This window comes from Pseudomonas sp. L7, assembly GCF_046605565.1.
Lineage (GTDB): Bacteria > Pseudomonadota > Gammaproteobacteria > Pseudomonadales > Pseudomonadaceae > Aquipseudomonas > Aquipseudomonas wayambapalatensis.
In genome coordinates this window covers 746,314-762,293 of record NZ_CP176784.1, presented here as the reverse complement: position 1 = coordinate 762,293, position 15,980 = coordinate 746,314, and the positions used below count along the sequence as shown (strand labels likewise).

Annotated in this window: 14 protein-coding genes; 9 read left to right on the top strand and 5 right to left on the bottom strand. The window is 64.1% G+C overall.

Annotated elements, in window-relative coordinates:
* Positions 1 to 86 precede the first annotated feature (86 nt).
* Positions 87 to 641, bottom strand: coding sequence for a nucleotide exchange factor GrpE (grpE, locus tag ACK3BK_RS03650; RefSeq protein WP_112897268.1), 555 nt, complete (start codon positions 639 to 641; stop codon positions 87 to 89).
* Between the two features lie 181 nt (positions 642 to 822).
* Here grpE and recN point away from each other — a divergent pair, with 181 nt between their 5' ends.
* Positions 823 to 2,496 carry a DNA repair protein RecN gene (gene recN, locus ACK3BK_RS03645; RefSeq protein ID WP_186720377.1) on the top strand — a complete coding sequence of 558 codons (1,674 nt, stop codon included), beginning with the start codon at positions 823 to 825 and terminating at the stop codon, positions 2,494 to 2,496.
* Between the two features lie 81 nt (positions 2,497 to 2,577).
* On the opposite strand, the gene fur is transcribed toward recN, so the two are convergent.
* The gene (gene fur / locus ACK3BK_RS03640; RefSeq protein WP_046788147.1) at positions 2,578 to 2,982 is read right to left on the bottom strand and encodes a ferric iron uptake transcriptional regulator; all 405 of its coding nucleotides are present in this window, start codon (positions 2,980 to 2,982) and stop codon (positions 2,578 to 2,580) included.
* A 97-nt stretch (positions 2,983 to 3,079) separates the two neighbouring features.
* On the opposite strand from fur, the gene ACK3BK_RS03635 reads away from it, so the two are divergent.
* Entirely contained in the window at positions 3,080 to 3,601 is a 522-nt protein-coding gene (locus ACK3BK_RS03635) for an outer membrane protein assembly factor BamE (protein WP_054892627.1), read from the top strand.
* A gap of 69 nt (positions 3,602 to 3,670) precedes the next feature.
* On the opposite strand, the gene ACK3BK_RS03630 is transcribed toward ACK3BK_RS03635, so the two are convergent.
* Complete coding sequence (locus tag ACK3BK_RS03630; RefSeq protein WP_186669388.1) at positions 3,671 to 3,973, bottom strand: RnfH family protein; 303 nt, start codon at positions 3,971 to 3,973, stop codon at positions 3,671 to 3,673.
* Positions 3,966 to 4,400: a type II toxin-antitoxin system RatA family toxin gene (locus ACK3BK_RS03625; RefSeq protein WP_411383749.1), complete on the bottom strand. Its 435-nt coding sequence runs from the start codon at positions 4,398 to 4,400 to the stop codon at positions 3,966 to 3,968. The genes ACK3BK_RS03630 and ACK3BK_RS03625 overlap by 8 nt, the downstream gene beginning before the upstream one ends.
* A 160-nt stretch (positions 4,401 to 4,560) precedes the next feature.
* Here ACK3BK_RS03625 and smpB point away from each other — a divergent pair, with 160 nt between their 5' ends.
* The gene (smpB, locus tag ACK3BK_RS03620; RefSeq protein ID WP_027917703.1) at positions 4,561 to 5,043 is read left to right on the top strand and encodes an SsrA-binding protein SmpB; all 483 of its coding nucleotides are present in this window, start codon (positions 4,561 to 4,563) and stop codon (positions 5,041 to 5,043) included.
* A 71-nt stretch (positions 5,044 to 5,114) separates the two neighbouring features.
* Here the strand turns inward: smpB and ACK3BK_RS03615 are convergent, their stop codons facing one another.
* Positions 5,115 to 5,882, bottom strand: a complete 768-nt coding sequence (locus tag ACK3BK_RS03615; RefSeq protein WP_065864952.1) for an FCD domain-containing protein — start codon at positions 5,880 to 5,882, stop codon at positions 5,115 to 5,117.
* A gap of 254 nt (positions 5,883 to 6,136) precedes the next feature.
* On the opposite strand from ACK3BK_RS03615, the gene ACK3BK_RS03610 reads away from it, so the two are divergent.
* The 6 genes from ACK3BK_RS03610 (at position 6,137) to trmA (ending at position 15,935) form a co-directional block, all read left to right on the top strand.
* The gene (locus tag ACK3BK_RS03610) at positions 6,137 to 7,807 is read left to right on the top strand and encodes a lactate permease LctP family transporter (RefSeq protein WP_186711857.1); all 1,671 of its coding nucleotides are present in this window, start codon (positions 6,137 to 6,139) and stop codon (positions 7,805 to 7,807) included.
* Positions 7,808 to 7,870: 63 nt separating this feature from the next.
* A complete protein-coding gene (gene lldD / locus ACK3BK_RS03605; RefSeq protein ID WP_112897265.1) occupies positions 7,871 to 9,016 on the top strand; it encodes an FMN-dependent L-lactate dehydrogenase LldD in 1,146 nt (381 codons plus the stop codon).
* A gap of 74 nt (positions 9,017 to 9,090) precedes the next feature.
* The gene (locus ACK3BK_RS03600) at positions 9,091 to 11,901 is read left to right on the top strand and encodes an FAD-binding and (Fe-S)-binding domain-containing protein (RefSeq protein WP_411383748.1); all 2,811 of its coding nucleotides are present in this window, start codon (positions 9,091 to 9,093) and stop codon (positions 11,899 to 11,901) included.
* A gap of 216 nt (positions 11,902 to 12,117) precedes the next feature.
* Positions 12,118 to 13,341 carry an MFS transporter gene (locus ACK3BK_RS03595; RefSeq protein WP_323452668.1) on the top strand — a complete coding sequence of 408 codons (1,224 nt, stop codon included), beginning with the start codon at positions 12,118 to 12,120 and terminating at the stop codon, positions 13,339 to 13,341.
* A 216-nt stretch (positions 13,342 to 13,557) separates the two neighbouring features.
* On the top strand, positions 13,558 to 14,853 hold the full coding sequence (locus ACK3BK_RS03590; protein WP_411383747.1) for an NCS2 family permease: 1,296 nt from the start codon (positions 13,558 to 13,560) through the stop codon (positions 14,851 to 14,853).
* The gene (gene trmA, locus ACK3BK_RS03585) at positions 14,850 to 15,935 is read left to right on the top strand and encodes a tRNA (uridine(54)-C5)-methyltransferase TrmA (RefSeq protein ID WP_186669377.1); all 1,086 of its coding nucleotides are present in this window, start codon (positions 14,850 to 14,852) and stop codon (positions 15,933 to 15,935) included. The genes ACK3BK_RS03590 and trmA overlap by 4 nt, the downstream gene beginning before the upstream one ends.
* The last annotated feature ends 45 nt before the right edge of the window (positions 15,936 to 15,980 follow it).

Below are 15,980 nucleotides of genomic sequence, written 5' to 3'. Positions count from 1 at the left end.
ACTTGAATTTGGTAGCAGCGACTACTTTGGCCAACTGCGGTAATACTTGAAGGCTTGACACCTAGATGGGGATGCCCCGGCGGATTTCAAGCCTTTTCATCGATGGAAGGCTGTGGCGCTGCCGGCGCCTTGCTGACCACCACCATGGCGGGGCGCAGCAGGCGACCGTTGAGCAGATAACCCTTCTGGAACACGTTGAGCACGCTGTTCGGCTCTACCTCGGCGTTTTCCTGCATGGCCATGGCCTGGTGATGCTCAGGATTGAACGGCTGGCCATGGGGATCGACGGCTTCGAGGTTGTAGCGCTTGAGGGTGTCCTGGAACATCTTCAGGGTCAGCTCGACACCTTCGCGGATCTGCTTGACGTTCTCGTCATCGGCACTGGAGTGGGCCAGGGCCAGTTCCAGGCTGTCGATCACCGGCAGCAGGTCGCCGGCGAATTTCTCCAGGGCGAACTTGTGAGCCTTCTCGACGTCCTGCTCGGCACGACGGCGAATGTTCTGCAGGTCTGCAGCCACGCGCAGCGACTGATCCTTGGCGGCGGCCAGCTGCTCCTCGAGCACCTGGACGCGGGCACCGAGGTCTTCGGAGCCGGCTTCTTCGGCGTTAAGGTTTTGTTCATCCAGCTGTTCGTCAGCCATCGGGTCTCTCCTCCGCAATTTCTGGTGTACAGGTCACGCCTGCCTTGTCTGCCGGTTATATGGGGTCGAAAAAAACAGGTTCAAGGGGCGAGCGGCATTTCCACATTCATCAGGCGAGCATTGGCAGGCAGGAAAAAAGTACTGTATAAATAACCAGACATGACCTTCGGGAGTGGCCCTCATGCTGGTGCACCTGTCCATTCACAACTACGCCATCGTCGAGCACCTCGACCTCGAACTCGCCCGCGGAATGTCGGTGATCACCGGCGAAACGGGCGCTGGCAAGTCGATCATGCTCGACGCGCTTGGCCTGGCGCTGGGCGACCGCGCCGACAGTGGCGTGGTACGACCCGGCGCCGACAAGGCCGACCTGCTTGCCACCTTCGACCTGGTCGATATCCCCGAAGCCCGCACCTGGCTGGCAGAACGCGACCTCGACACCGACGGCCCGTGCATCCTGCGGCGGGTGATCACCGCCGAAGGCCGCAGCCGCGGCTACATCAACGGCACTCCCTGCCCGCTTGCCGACCTCAAGGCACTCGGCGAGCTACTGATCGACATCCACAGCCAGCACGAGCACCAGTCGCTCCTCAAGACCGACACGCATCGTCGTCTGGTCGACGAGTACGCCGGCGCCGTCGACCTCGCCCGCCAGGTGCAACTGGCAGCCCAGCGCTGGCGCCAGACCCGCCTGGAGCTGGAGCGCCTTTCCAACTCCGGCGACGAGCAACGCGCCCGTCATCAGCTACTGAGCTACCAGCTCGAAGAGCTCGACAACCTGGGCCTTGGCGAAAACGAGCTGGAACAGCTTGAGCACGAGCACAAGAACCTGACCAATGCCGAAGCCCTGTTCGGCATCTGCCGCCAGGTCATCGATCAATGCAGCGAAAGCGACTCCGGCAACGTGCTCAGCGCCCTGACGGTCAGCCTCAATCGCCTGACCGCCGTGAACAACGCCCCCAAGGCATTGGGCGAAGCCGTCAACCTGATCGCCAGTGCGCAGATCCAGATCGAGGAAGCGGTTGGCGAGCTCAACCGCTTCCTCGATCACTTCGACGCCGACCCTCTGCGCCTGCAAGCGCTGGAAGAGCGGCTCGACACCCTCTATACCCTCGCTCGCAAGCACCGCGTGCACCCGAGCGAGTTGCCACACCTGCAACAGCGCCTGATGGAAGAGCTCGAAGGGCTCAACGCCAGCGATGAATCCATCGAGCGCCTGGGCGGCGAGCTGGCCGCCTATGCACAGCACTATAAAGAGAAGGCCGTCGAGCTCAGCAATCTGCGCCGGCAGGCCGCAGCGCAACTGGCGGTGGCGGTCGAGCAGGAGATCCAGCGCCTGGGCATGCCCGGCGGGCGCTTCTGTATCGAGCTGTCGCCCAACGAGAGCGGTGAGCTTTCGCCCCACGGGCTGGAGCAGGTCGAGCTGCTGGTCAGCGCCAACCCCGGCCAACCGCTCAAGGGGCTGGCCAAAGTGGCTTCGGGAGGTGAGCTGTCACGCATCAGCCTGGCCATTCAGGTGATCACCGCACAAACCTCGCGCATTCCCACACTGGTCTTTGACGAAGTGGACGTGGGCATCGGCGGCCCGACCGCCGAGATCGTCGGCCAACTGTTGCGCCGCCTGGGCGAGCGCGGCCAGGTCCTGACCGTCACCCACCTGCCGCAGGTTGCAGCCCAAGGGCACCATCACCTGTTCGTGCACAAGGTACGCAACAGCGATACCACCCATACCGCCGTGGCCAGCCTCGGCAAGCGCGAGCGGGTCGAAGAAGTGGCACGCATGCTGGGTGGGATAGACCTGACCAAAGAGTCCCTGGCGCATGCGCGCAAGATGGTAGTCAGCGGCAAGGCCTGAGGCAGCTCACTCCTCGACCCGCGCCAGAAAGCACAAAGGCGACCCGAAGGTCGCCTTTGCTGTTAATAACGATCGAAATCGTTACTTTTTCTTACGCACATACAGGACCAGATTGTGGTCCACGAGCTCGTAGCCATGTTCGGCGACGATCTCTTTCTGGCGGCGCTCGATCTCCGCATCCATGAATTCGATCACTTCGCTGGTGTCCACGTTGACCATATGGTCGTGGTGTCCGCCATCGGCCAGCTCGAACACCGCGTGGCCGCCATCGAAGTTGTGGCGAACCACCAGACCCGCAGCTTCGAACTGGGTCAGTACGCGGTAGACGGTCGCCAGACCGACATCCTCACCCGCTTCCATCAGCGCCTTGTAAACATCCTCGGCGCTCATGTGACGCTGCTCGGTCGAATCGAGCATCTGAAGGATCTTGACTCGAGGCAGGGTCACCTTGAGACCGGCTTTGCGCAATTCGCTATTTTCAACCATGGTCAGCTTTCTCGCCGATGCTGCTTCGCAGCTTCTCTTAATACGGGTATGATCGGGGTTTACGTTGTCCAGCCAAGATAGTGGAAGTCGCCCACCGATGCAAAACACCAAGCTCTTGCTAACCAGCCTCACCCTCGTGGGACTGCTCGCACTCGCCGGTTGCTCGTTTCCCGGGGTTTACAAAATCGACATCCAGCAGGGCAATGTCGTCACGCAGGACATGATAGACCAATTGCGCCCCGGAATGACCCGACGGCAAGTAAGGTTTATCATGGGCAACCCACTCCTGCAGGACACCTTCAACACCAATCGCTGGGATTATCTCTACAGCATCCAGCCTGGCGGCGGTAAGCGCCAGCAGGAGCGCATGAGTATCTTCTTCAACGAGAGCGACCAACTGGTCAGCCTTTCCGGCGACTTCATGCCGGGCGTAAGCCGCGACCAGGAAATCCTGGGCGGCAGCAGCACCACGACCGTCAGCCCGGCCAACCAGCCGTCTCAACAGCCGGAAAAACCAGCCAAGGCTGGCTCGACGGAAGAGTCGATCCAGCGCGAAATCGACACCATCGAGACGACCCCGGTGCCTACGCCGGCGCCACTGGAGACCTCGCCGCAATAACGGCATGGCCCATGAAAAAGCCCGGACATGGTCCGGGCTTTTTATTGCGCAGCATATACAGCAACAACCTTACCCGCGTGCAGCCTTGGCCTTTTCGGCTCGCTGCCTGCGCATCGCCTTCGGGTCCACCAGCAGCGGCCGGTAGATTTCCAGGCGTTCACCCTCCTCGACCTGACGCTGATGCGGTTCGGCAACGACCTTGCCAAACACGCCCACCGGGCAGCTTTCAATATCCAGCCCTGGCACTTGCGCAGCGATACCAGACAAATGCAAAGCCTCACGCAGCGTCACACCCTGCGGCACCCGGCACGCCAGCAGCCACTGGCGTGCCGCAGTCGCGTAAGCCACCTCGATACCCAGCGTCTCAGCCATGCAGCTGCTTGGCTCGCTGGCAGAAGGCATCGACGAGGGTGTTGGCTGCCTGGTTGAACAATGGCCCGAGGGTGGCGCGCACCAGCGGCCCGGCATAATCGAACGACAGGTCGAGGCTGATCTTGCAGGCTTTTTCGCCCAGCGCCTTGAACACCCATACGCCATGCAACTGGGTGAAGGGTCCTTCTTCCAGGTTCATCTCGATGGATTGCCCCGGCACCAGCACATTGCGCGTGACGAACTGCTGGCTCATGCCGCCCTTGGCCACCTCCAGCTTCGCCCGCATGTGGGTGTGACTCGCCTCGAGCACCGTCGAGTCCGAGCACCAGGGAAGAAACTCAGGGTAGCTGGCCACGTCGTTGACCAGGTCGTAGAGCGCCTGGGCAGGGTATGGCAGCAGGGCGGAGCGTTGAATATGGGTAGTCATCCAGGCATCACTTCCAAGCTGGGCGGCAGCGCATCGCAGCGCTTCGGAACGGTTCCGTGCAACGGAACGAGGCCTGCATTGTCCGGGATTCATCCTGCAGGCTCAAGCGCACCGAACCCCATAGCCAGAGGACGTGGCGACTGCCTATAATGCCGCCCCTATGGCTAAGCAAAAGAAACATCCGACCGGGACCATCGCGCAGAACAAGAAAGCGCGACACGATTACTTCATCGAACACAAGTTCGAGGCCGGGCTGGTCCTGTCCGGTTGGGAAGTAAAAAGCCTGCGGGCCGGCAAGGCGCACCTGACCGACAGCTACGTGCTGCTCAAGGATGGCGAAGCCTGGCTGTTCGGCAGCCACATCACCCCGCTGAACACCGCCAGCACCCACGTCATCGCCGACCCCATGCGTACCCGCAAGCTGCTGCTGAACAAGCGCGAGCTCGAGCGCGTGGAAGCTGCCGTGGCGCAGAAAGGCTACACCTGCGTGGCCTTGGCGCTGTACTGGAGCAAGCACCTGATCAAGTGCGAAATCGCGCTCGGCAAGGGCAAGAAGGAGTTCGACAAGCGCGACACGATGCGCGAGCGCGACTCCAACCGCGAGCTGCAGCGTGCGGTGCGCAACAAGGGCAAGGAAGAGTAGATCTTCTTCAGCGGGCAAGTCGCAGAGGCGGTTCGGCGCTTCGGCTTGCCCGCGAATGCTGCAACACCTGTCTAGCGCCCGCTGCGTCGCTCCGCACGCGCCACGCGCTGAGCTTCCTGCTGCGCCTCTTCCAGCACTTCCTGCACATACAGGATGTGCCGGCTCGACACCTCCCGCGCATCTTCCGCACGCCCCTCGACGATCGCCTCGTACAGTTCGCGATGCTGACTGATCAGCATGTCGCGCGTCTCCGTGCGCTGCTGGTACATGCCCCCGATGTTGGTCACCACATTGCGCTTGAGCAGGTCGAACAGGCCACGAATGGTATGCAGCAGCACGGCATTGTGGCTGGCTTCGGCAATCGCCAGATGAAAACGCGCATCCGCAGCGCCTTCTTCTGCACGACTGACCTCATCGACGCGGGCATAGCAGTCCTGCAGCGCATCGAAGGCGGCCTTCAACCGCGCCCGATCCGGCTCGGTAGCACGCTGGGCTGCGTAGAAGGCGCATGAGGCCTCAAGGGTGTGACGAAACTCCAGCAGGTCGCGCTGAGCCTCAGGGTTGTGCTCGAGCAACTGCAACAAGGGATCACTGAACGTCGATCCCAGCGACTCGGCCACATAGTTGCCGCCCCCCTGGCGGCTGACCAGCAGCCCCTTGGCCACCAGTTTCTGGATCGCCTCGCGCAACGACGGGCGGGAAACGCCAAACTGCTCGGCCAGGGCGCGTTCGGCGGGCAGGCGCTGCCCTGAGGTCAACGTCCCCTCGAGAATCATCCCTTCCAGTCGATCGACGATATCGTCGGACAGGCGCCGTTGGCGGACCTGATCAAAAACCATCACATGCTCTCCACAAACCCCGGCACCGATTTCGGGGCGCCTATTCTGCGCCTATCCGCGGCAGCCCGACAGATATTCCTCGATTGATCCGACGCGATCTCGCCATCCGCTCATCGGCACTCGACCAAAGTTTTGCTTGGGACAAATTGACACACCCCGTATCCGGCTTTTAACCTAGCGACCAGTCATTGTAAATTGGTCTTACCAATTATCCAATGCCAGTGCTGACCAACAACAATTAGGGGTCACCCCATATGCAAACCTGGCAACAACTCTACACACCGCTTGGTAGTCTCGGCCTGTCCGCACTGGCGGCGGTCATCCCCATCGTGTTCTTCTTCCTCGCCCTCGCCGTGTTCCGCCTCAAGGGCCACGTGGCAGGCAGCATTACCCTCGGCCTGTCGATCCTGGTGGCGATCTTCGCCTTCCAGATGCCTGTCGACATGGCCCTTGCCGCGGCAGGCTATGGCTTCCTCTACGGCCTCTGGCCGATTGCCTGGATCATCGTTGCCGCGGTGTTCCTGTACAAACTCACGGTCAAGAGCGGCCAGTTCGAAGTCATCCGCAGCTCGGTGCTGTCGATCACCGACGACCAGCGCCTGCAGGTGCTGCTGATCGGCTTCTGCTTCGGTGCCTTCCTTGAGGGTGCAGCGGGCTTTGGCGCCCCTGTGGCCATCACCGCCGCACTGCTGGTGGGCCTGGGCTTCAACCCGCTGTATGCCGCCGGTCTGTGCCTGATCGCCAACACCGCGCCGGTCGCCTTCGGCGCCTTGGGTATCCCGATCATCGTCGCCGGGCAGGTGACCGGCATCGACGCCTTCCACATTGGCGCCATGACCGGCCGCCAGTTGCCACTGCTGTCGCTGTTCGTGCCGTTCTGGCTGGTGTTCATGATGGATGGCCTGCGTGGCGTGAAAGAGACCTGGCCCGCCGCGCTGGTCGCCGGCCTGAGCTTCGCCGTGACCCAGTACTTCACCTCCAACTTCATCGGTCCTGAACTGCCGGACATCACCTCGGCCCTGGCCAGCCTGATCGCCCTGACCCTGTTCCTCAAAGTCTGGCAGCCCAAGCGCGCGTTCGCCGAGGCCAAGGGCAGTGTCGGTGCAGCCGTGGTCAGCAGTGGCGGCAGCCAGCCTTCGCCGTACAGCTTCGGCGAGATCTTCAAGGCCTGGTCGCCATTCCTGATTCTCACCGTGCTGGTGACCATCTGGACCCTCAAGCCCTTCAAGGCCGCATTCGCGCCGGGCGGTGCGATGTACAACTTCGTGTTCAACTTCGCCATCCCGCACCTCGATCAACTGGTGATCAAGACCGCGCCGATCGTGACCGCGCCGACCGCAATGCCGGCGGTGTTCAAGCTCGACCCGATCTCCGCCACCGGCACCGCGATCTTCCTGTCGGCACTGATCTCGATGTGGGTCTTGAAGATCAACTTCAAAACTGGTCTTACCACTTTCAAAGAGACCTTCTGGGAACTGCGCTGGCCGATCCTGTCGATTGGCATGGTGCTGGCCTTCGCCTTCGTCACCAACTACTCGGGCATGTCCTCGACCATGGCGCTGGTCCTGGCCGGCACCGGCGCGGCGTTCCCGTTCTTCTCGCCGTTCCTGGGTTGGCTGGGCGTGTTCCTGACCGGCTCCGATACGTCGTCCAACGCCCTGTTCAGCTCGCTGCAGGCCACCACCGCGCACCAGATCGGCGTCAGCGACACCTTGCTGGTCGCCGCCAACACCAGCGGCGGCGTGACCGGCAAGATGATCTCGCCGCAGTCGATCGCCGTGGCCTGCGCCGCCACCGGCCTGGTCGGCAAGGAGTCGGACCTGTTCCGCTTCACCGTCAAGCACAGCCTGTTCTTCGCTACCATCGTCGGCCTGATCACCCTGGTCCAGGCCTATTGGCTGACCGGTATGCTGGTTCATCACTAAAGTGACAGGGGCCGGGCGCCCTCATGCGCCCGGCAGCTCCCTCAACCCACGCTGCGAGAATCCATGATCATTTCCGCCTCCACCGACTATCGCGCCGCGGCCCAGCGCAAGCTGCCCCCCTTCCTGTTCCACTACGCCGACGGCGGCGCCTACGCCGAGCACACCCTGCGCCACAACGTCTCGGACCTGGCCAGCATCGCCCTGCGCCAGCGGGTCCTGAGAAACATGTCGGAGCTGAGCCTTCAGACCCGGCTGTTCGACGAAACCCTGAGCATGCCCGTGGCCCTGGCCCCGGTCGGCCTCACCGGCATGTACGCGCGCCGTGGCGAAGTGCAAGCGGCGCGCGCGGCGGCGGCGCACGGCATTCCCTTCACCCTGTCCACGGTGTCGGTCTGCCCGATCGAGGAAGTGGCGCCGGCCATCGACCGGCCCATGTGGTTCCAGCTGTATGTCCTCAAGGACCGCGGCTTCATGCGCAACGCCCTGGAGCGCGCCAAGGCCGCCGGGGTGAAGACGCTGGTGTTCACCGTCGACATGCCCGTGCCCGGCGCCCGCTACCGCGACGCCCATTCCGGCATGAGTGGCGCCAACGGCCCGATGCGTCGCGTGCTGCAAGCCATGACCCACCCTGAATGGGCCTGGGACGTCGGCGTGATGGGACGCCCGCACGACCTGGGCAACATTTCCACCTATCGCGGCAACCCGACCGGCCTTGCCGACTACATCGGCTGGCTGGGCAACAATTTCGACCCGTCGATTTCCTGGAAGGACCTGGAGTGGATCCGCGAATTCTGGGACGGCCCGATGATCATCAAGGGCATCCTCGACGCCGATGACGCCCGCGACGCCGTGAGGTTCGGTGCCGACGGCATCGTCGTCTCCAACCACGGCGGCCGCCAGCTCGACGGCGTGCTGTCCAGCGCCCGCGCCCTGCCGGCCATTGCCGACGCGGTCAAGGGTGACTTGAAGATCCTCGCCGACTCGGGCATCCGCAGCGGCCTGGACGTGGTGCGCATGATCGCCCTGGGCGCCGACACGGTACTGATCGGCCGCGCCTTCCTCTGGGCCCTGGCCGTGCATGGCCAGGCCGGGGTGAAGAACCTGCTGGAGCTGTTCGAGAAAGAAATGCGCGTGGCCATGGTACTGACCGGCGCCAAGTCGATCGGCGAGATCAGCCGCGATTCGCTGGTACGCGAGCTGGGCGCCTGAGCCCTTACGAAACAAACGCCTGATAGTCCGGGGCACGTCGCGCGCCAGACGCGCCGGCCCCGCGAGGAGATTGCATGAGCCTGCCCGCTGCGTTCCTGCGTGATGCCGAGCGCCTGATCCCTGCCGAACGCCGTTTCGACGACCCGACTTCGACCCTGGCCTTCGGCACCGACGCCAGTTTCTACCGGCTGATCCCCAAGCTGGTGGTGCGCGTCGAATCCGAGGACGAGGTGGTCGAGCTGATCCGCCTGGCCCAGCGCGAGCGCGTGCCGGTAACCTTCCGTGCCGCTGGCACCAGCCTTTCCGGCCAGGCCATCAGCGATTCGGTGCTGATCGTGCTGGGCGACAACTGGAACGGCCGCGAGATTCGCAACCAGGGCGAACAGATCCGCCTGCAGCCCGGGGTCATCGGTGCCCAGGCCAATGCCTGGCTGGCCCCCTATGGGCGCAAGATCGGGCCAGATCCGGCGTCGATCAATGCCTGCAAGATCGGCGGCATCGTCGCCAACAATGCCAGCGGCATGTGCTGCGGCACCGCGCAGAACACCTACCACACCCTTGCCGGCCTGCGCCTGGTGCTGGCCGACGGCACTCGCCTGGACAGCGAGGATCCGGCCAGCGTCGCCGCCTTCGAACAAAGCCACGCCGCGCTGCTCGACGAACTTGCCCGCCTTGGCCGTGAGACCCGCGCCAACACCGAACTGGCCGACCGTATCCGCCACAAGTACCGGTTGAAGAACACCACCGGCCTCTCGCTCAACGCACTGGTGGACTACGACCAGCCGCTGGACATCCTTCAGCATCTGCTGGTCGGCTCCGAAGGCACCCTGGGCTTCATCAGCGCAGTCACCTACGACACCGTGCCCGACCACCCGCACAAGGCCAGCGCCCTGCTGGTGTTCCCCAGTGTCGAAAGCTGCTGCCGAGCGGTGACCGTGCTCAAGCGCCAGCCCGTGTCGGCGGTCGAGCTGCTCGACCGCCGCAGCCTGCGCTCGGTGCAGGAGATGCCAGGCATGCCGGCCTGGGTGAAGGGCCTGTCAGACAACGCCTGCGCCCTGCTGATCGAGTCCCGCGCCGCCAGCCAGAGCCTACTGCACGAACAACTGGCGCAGGTGATGGGGTCCATCGCCGAGTTCCCGCTCGAGCAGAAGGTCGAGTTCAGCGAAGATCCGGCGGTGTACAACCTGCTGTGGAAGATTCGCAAGGACACCTTCCCCGCTGTCGGCGCCGTACGCCAGACCGGCACCACAGTGATCATCGAAGACGTAACCTTCCCGGTCGAACAACTGGCCGAAGGCGTCAACCGCCTGATCCAGCTATTCGACAAGCATCACTACGACGAGGCGATCATTTTCGGCCACGCGCTGGAAGGCAACCTGCACTTCGTTTTCACCCAGGGCTTCAACAGCGCCGAAGAAGTTGCGCGTTACCAGGCCTTCATGGAGGACGTTGCGCAACTGGTGGCGGTGGAATTCGGCGGTTCGCTCAAGGCCGAGCACGGCACCGGACGCAACATGGCGCCCTTCGTCGAGCTGGAATGGGGCAAGGACGCCTACCAATTGATGTGGGCACTCAAGCGCTTGCTCGACCCCAACGGCATCCTCAACCCGGATGTGGTGCTCAGCAGCGATCCAGACATCCACCTGAAAAACCTCAAGCCACTGCCGGCGGCCGACGAGATCGTCGACAAATGCATCGAATGCGGCTTCTGCGAGCCGGTGTGCCCGTCCAAAGGGCTGACCCTCAGCCCGCGCCAGCGCATCGTCATGTGGCGCGATATCCAGGCCAGGCGCCGTGCCGGTCTCGACACCCGCGAGCTGCTGCAGACCTATCAATACCAGGGCCTCGACACCTGTGCCGCGACCGGCCTGTGCGCCCAGCGCTGCCCGGTAGGGATCAACACCGGCGAGCTGGTGAAAAAGCTTCGCGGCGAGGCCGCCGGCCATCTGAAGACCGCCGACTGGCTGGCCGAGCACTTCCACTCGGCCCTCAGCGGCGCACGCCTGACCCTCGCCGCAGCCAACGGCGCCCGCAAGCTGCTCGGTGCCCCGCGCCTGGGGCGCCTCAGCAGCGGCCTGCGCAAGGTCAGCAACGGTCGCCTGCCGCAGTGGACACCGGCCATGCCGCAACCGCTCAAACCGATCGACTTCGGCCCGGCAAGCCACGATGCACGACCTCGGGTGGTTTACCTCGCGGCCTGCGTGTCGCGCGTCATGGGCCCGGCCTATGGCGATCGCGAGCAGCGCTCGTTGCTGGACAAGACCCGGGCCCTGCTGGAAAAGGCCGGCTACCAGGTGATCTTCCCCGACAACGCCGACAACCTCTGCTGCGGCCAGCCATTCGCTTCCAAGGGCTATGCCGAACAGGCCGAGCACAAACGCCAGGAACTGATCGCCGCCCTGCTGCATGCCAGCCGCGGCGGCCTCGACCCGATCTACTGCGACACCAGCCCCTGCACCTTGCGCCTGGTACAGGACCTGGGGGAAACCCGACTGGATCTTTACGACCCGGTACGCTTCATCCGCACGCATCTGCTCGACAAGCTGGAGTTCACCCCGCAGGAGGAACCTGTGGCCGTGCATGTCACCTGCAGCACCCAGCACCTGGGCGAAAGCCAGGCGCTGATCGACCTCGCGCGGCGTTGCAGCAAGCAGGTGGTGATTCCCGAGGGTATCCATTGCTGCGGGTTCGCTGGCGACAAGGGCTTCACCACGCCGGAGCTCAATGCCCACTCCCTGCGCAGCCTGAAAGATGCCGTGCAGTACTGCAGCGAAGGGATTTCCACCAGCCGGACCTGCGAGATCGGGCTGTCGAACCATAGTGGTATCGACTATCACGGGTTGGTCTATCTGGTGGACCGGGTGACGCGCGCACGAGCTATCTGAGGTCAGCCCAATCCCTGTGGGAGCGACGGTTCGCCGCTGCGACTTGTCCCGCGAACACGGGCGTAGCCCGTGCCAGGCAGCGCGGTGTCGTTTTCGCGGGTAAACCCGCTCCTACAATGGGAGCGGCTACCCAGGCTATTGCCCAACAGCCCGCAACCATTTGTTACAAGTAAATGCTAATCTGCAGCCCCCTCCCTCCGCTGCCGTTGGCCCCTGATGTCTGAGTCCGCACCGTTGCTGTTGCGTCACCACCGTCCTTTCATCGCCTTCTGGCTTGCGCGGGTCTTCACCGCCAGCGGCTTCCAGATGCTCACCGTGGCCATCGGCTGGCACCTCTACCAGCTCACCGGCAACGTCCTGGACCTGGGCCTGGTCGGCCTGGTCGAGTTTGCCCCCCGGGTGCTGTTCATGCTGCACACCGGGCATGTGGCAGACCGCTACGACCGGCGCAAGGTCGCCGCCCTGTGCCAGTGCCTGCAAGGGCTCATCGCCCTGGCCCTGGCGCTGGGCAGTGCCACCGACAGCGTCACCCGCGAACTGATCTTCGTGCTGGCGTTCCTGCTCGGTGCCACTCGCTCCTTCGAGATGCCCGCAACCCAGGCACTGCTGCCCAACGTGGTGCCGCCAGGGCTGTTCCCGCGCGCCGTCGCTGCGTCGGCGTCGGCGACCCAGGCAGCGACCATCGTCGCCCCGGCGGTCGGCGGCCTGCTCTACGCTTTCGGCAGCATCTGGGTGTATGGCCCGACGGTATTGCTGTACGCCATTGCCTGCCTGCTGATGCTCAGCCTCGACTCGCGCCAGCAGACACCCCAGCGCGGCCGTGCCAGCCTGGAATCGCTGCTGGCCGGCATCCGCTTCATTCGCAGTCGCCCGGACATCCTCGGCGCCATCTCGCTTGACCTGTTCGCCGTGCTGCTGGGCGGCGCCACGGCGCTGCTGCCGGTGTTCGCGAAGGATATCCTGCTCACCGGCGCCTGGGGCCTGGGCCTGCTGCGCTCGGCCCCAGCGGTGGGCGCCTTGTTGATGTCGCTGTGGCTGGCGCGCTTCCCGGTGGAGCGCAAGGTCGGCCGGACCATGTTCACCGCCGTGGGTGTGTTCGGCGTGGCGACCATCGCCTTCGGCCTGTCGACCTCGTTCTGGTTCTCGCTGGCGGTGCTGGTGGTACTGGGCGCGGCAGACATGATCAGCATGGTCATCCGTAGTGCTTTCGTGCAGCTGGAGACACCGGATGAAATGCGCGGCCGGGTCAGCGCGGTGAACGGGCTGTTCATCGGCGCCTCGAATCAGCTCGGCGAGTTCGAATCCGGGGTCACTGCGCACTGGTTTGGCACAGTTCCGGCGGTGGTGCTGGGTGGCGTGGGCACGCTGGTGGTCACTGGCGTGTGGATGAAGCTGTTCCCGACCCTGGCCAACCGCGACCGCATGCACAATCCGCAATAGTCTTCATGGGGCTGCCTGGCAGCCCTTTCGCGGCACCAGGCCGCGCCGACAGCGGGCGCCACGCCACAAAGACCAACAGCCATAGGCCCCCGCCCCCCATACTGGTATGATGCGCGGCTTTTTTCCGCCCCCACAAAACCACGGCAACCGGTACGGTCTGTGCTTTGCTGATGGGGTCGAATACATTCACGGCGCCGCGGCGCCATGGGAGCAGGCATGCTGGAAAGGCTGTTTCAACTAAAAGCACACAACACCAACGTGCGCACCGAGATCCTCGCGGGCGTCACCACCTTCCTGGCGATGGCCTACATCCTGTTCGTCAACCCGAGCATTCTCGGCGAAACCGGCATGGACAAGGGCGCGATCTTCGTCGCCACCTGCCTGGCCGCGGCCATCGGCTCGGTCACCATGGGCCTGATCGCCAATTACCCGATCGCCCTCGCTCCGGGCATGGGCCTGAACGCCTTCTTCACCTACACCGTGGTCCTGCACATGGGCCACACCTGGCAGGTGGCACTGGGCGCGGTATTCCTCTCGGCAGTGCTGTTCTTCCTGCTGTCGATCTTCCGCATCCGCGAGTGGATCGTGAACAGCATCCCGCTGCCGCTGCGCTCGGCGATCGCTGCGGGCATCGGCCTGTTCCTGGCGCTGATCGCCCTGCACAACGCTGGCATCGTCGTCGATAACCCGGCCACCCTGGTGGGCCTGGGCGACCTCAAGCAGCCTGCACCGATCCTTGCCACCCTCGGTTTCTTCCTCATCGTCGGCCTCGAGTCGCTGAAAGTGCGCGGCGCTGTGCTGATCGGCATCCTCGCCGTGACAGTGGTGTCGATCCTGGTGGGGGCCAGCCAGTTCGTCGGCATCGTTTCCATGCCGCCGTCGCTGGCCCCGACCTTCCTGCAACTGGACATCAAGGGCGCACTGGACGTCGGGCTGATCAGCGTGATCTTCGCCTTCCTGTTCGTCGACCTGTTCGACAACTCCGGCACCCTGATCGGCGTGGCCAAGCGCGCCGGCCTGATGGGCAAGGACGGCCACATGCCGAAAATGGGCCGTGCGCTGATCGCTGACAGCACCGCAGCCATGGCCGGCTCGCTGCTGGGCACCTCGACCACCACCAGCTATATCGAATCGGCCGCAGGCGTGAGTGCCGGCGGACGCACCGGCCTGACCGCCATCGTGGTGGCCGTGCTGTTCCTGCTGGCCCTGTTCTTCGCGCCCCTGGCCGGTAGCGTGCCGGCCTACGCCACCGCGCCGGCACTGCTGTTCGTTGCCGTGCTGATGGCCTCGGGCCTGGCCGAGATCAACTGGGACGACGTCACCGAGGCCGCGCCGGTGGTGGTTACCGCCCTGGCCATGCCGTTGACCTATTCGATCGCCAACGGCATCGCCTTCGGCTTCATCGCCTGGACCGCCATCAAGCTGATCTCCGGTCGTCACCGCGACCTGAACCCGGCCCTGGTGATCCTGTCCATTCTGTTCGTCATCAAGCTGGGCTGGTTCAACGCATGAGTGCCGTCTTCGACCCTTCGCAATACACGACCCAACTGCAGGCCAAGGTCGAGCGCCTGCGCGAGCTGCTGGCGCCCTTCGATGCACCGCAACCTGCAGTGTTCGAGTCGCCGCGCGAGCACTATCGCCTGCGCGCAGAGTTCCGCCTGTGGCGCGAAGAGGGTCAACGCCACTACGCGATGTTCGCCCCGGGCGAAAAGCACAAGGCAATTCTGATCGACGACTTCCCTATCGCCAGCCAGCGCATCAATGACCTGATGCCCCGCCTGAAGGCCGCCTGGCAGGGCAACGAAGACCTGAGCAATCGTCTGTTCCAGGTCGAGTTCCTGACCACACTGGCTGGCGATGCCATGGTCACCCTGTGCTATCACCGCCCGCTCGACCAGGCCTGGGAAGCCGCCGCGCAGCAACTGGCCGCGCAACTGGGCGTCAGCGTGATCGGTCGCTCCAAGGGCAAGCGCGTGGTGATCGGTCGTGACTATGCCGTGGAGAAACTCGATATCGCCGGCCGCACCTTCAGCTACCGCCAGCCTGAAGGCGCCTTCACTCAGCCCAACGGCGCGGTGAACCAGAAGATGCTCGGCTGGGCCTGCGAGGCAATGGGCGAGCGCAGCGACGACCTGCTGGAGCTGTACTGCGGCAACGGCAACTTCACCCTACCCCTGGCCACCCGCGCGCGCCAGGTGCTGGCCACCGAGATCAGCAAGACCTCGGTCAACGCCGCCCTGCACAACCTCGACGAAAACGGCATCGACAACGTACGTCTGGTGCGCCTGTCGGCCGAGGAACTGACCGAGGCGCTGAATGAGGTTCGCCCATTCCGTCGCCTGGAAGGCATCGACCTGAAAAGCTACGACTTCGGCACCGTTTTCGTCGACCCACCGCGCGCCGGCATGGACCCGGACACCTGCGAGCTGACCCGACGTTTCGAGCGCATCCTGTACATCTCCTGCAACCCCGAGACGCTGGCGCAGAACATCGCCCAACTGCACGATAGCCACCGTATCGAACGCTGCGCGCTGTTCGACCAGTTCCCCTACACCCATCACATGGAAAGCGGGGTCCTGCTGGTCAGGCGCTGATCCGCGCACTGCGGGGTCGAGCAGACCCCGCCGCACGCACCCAAG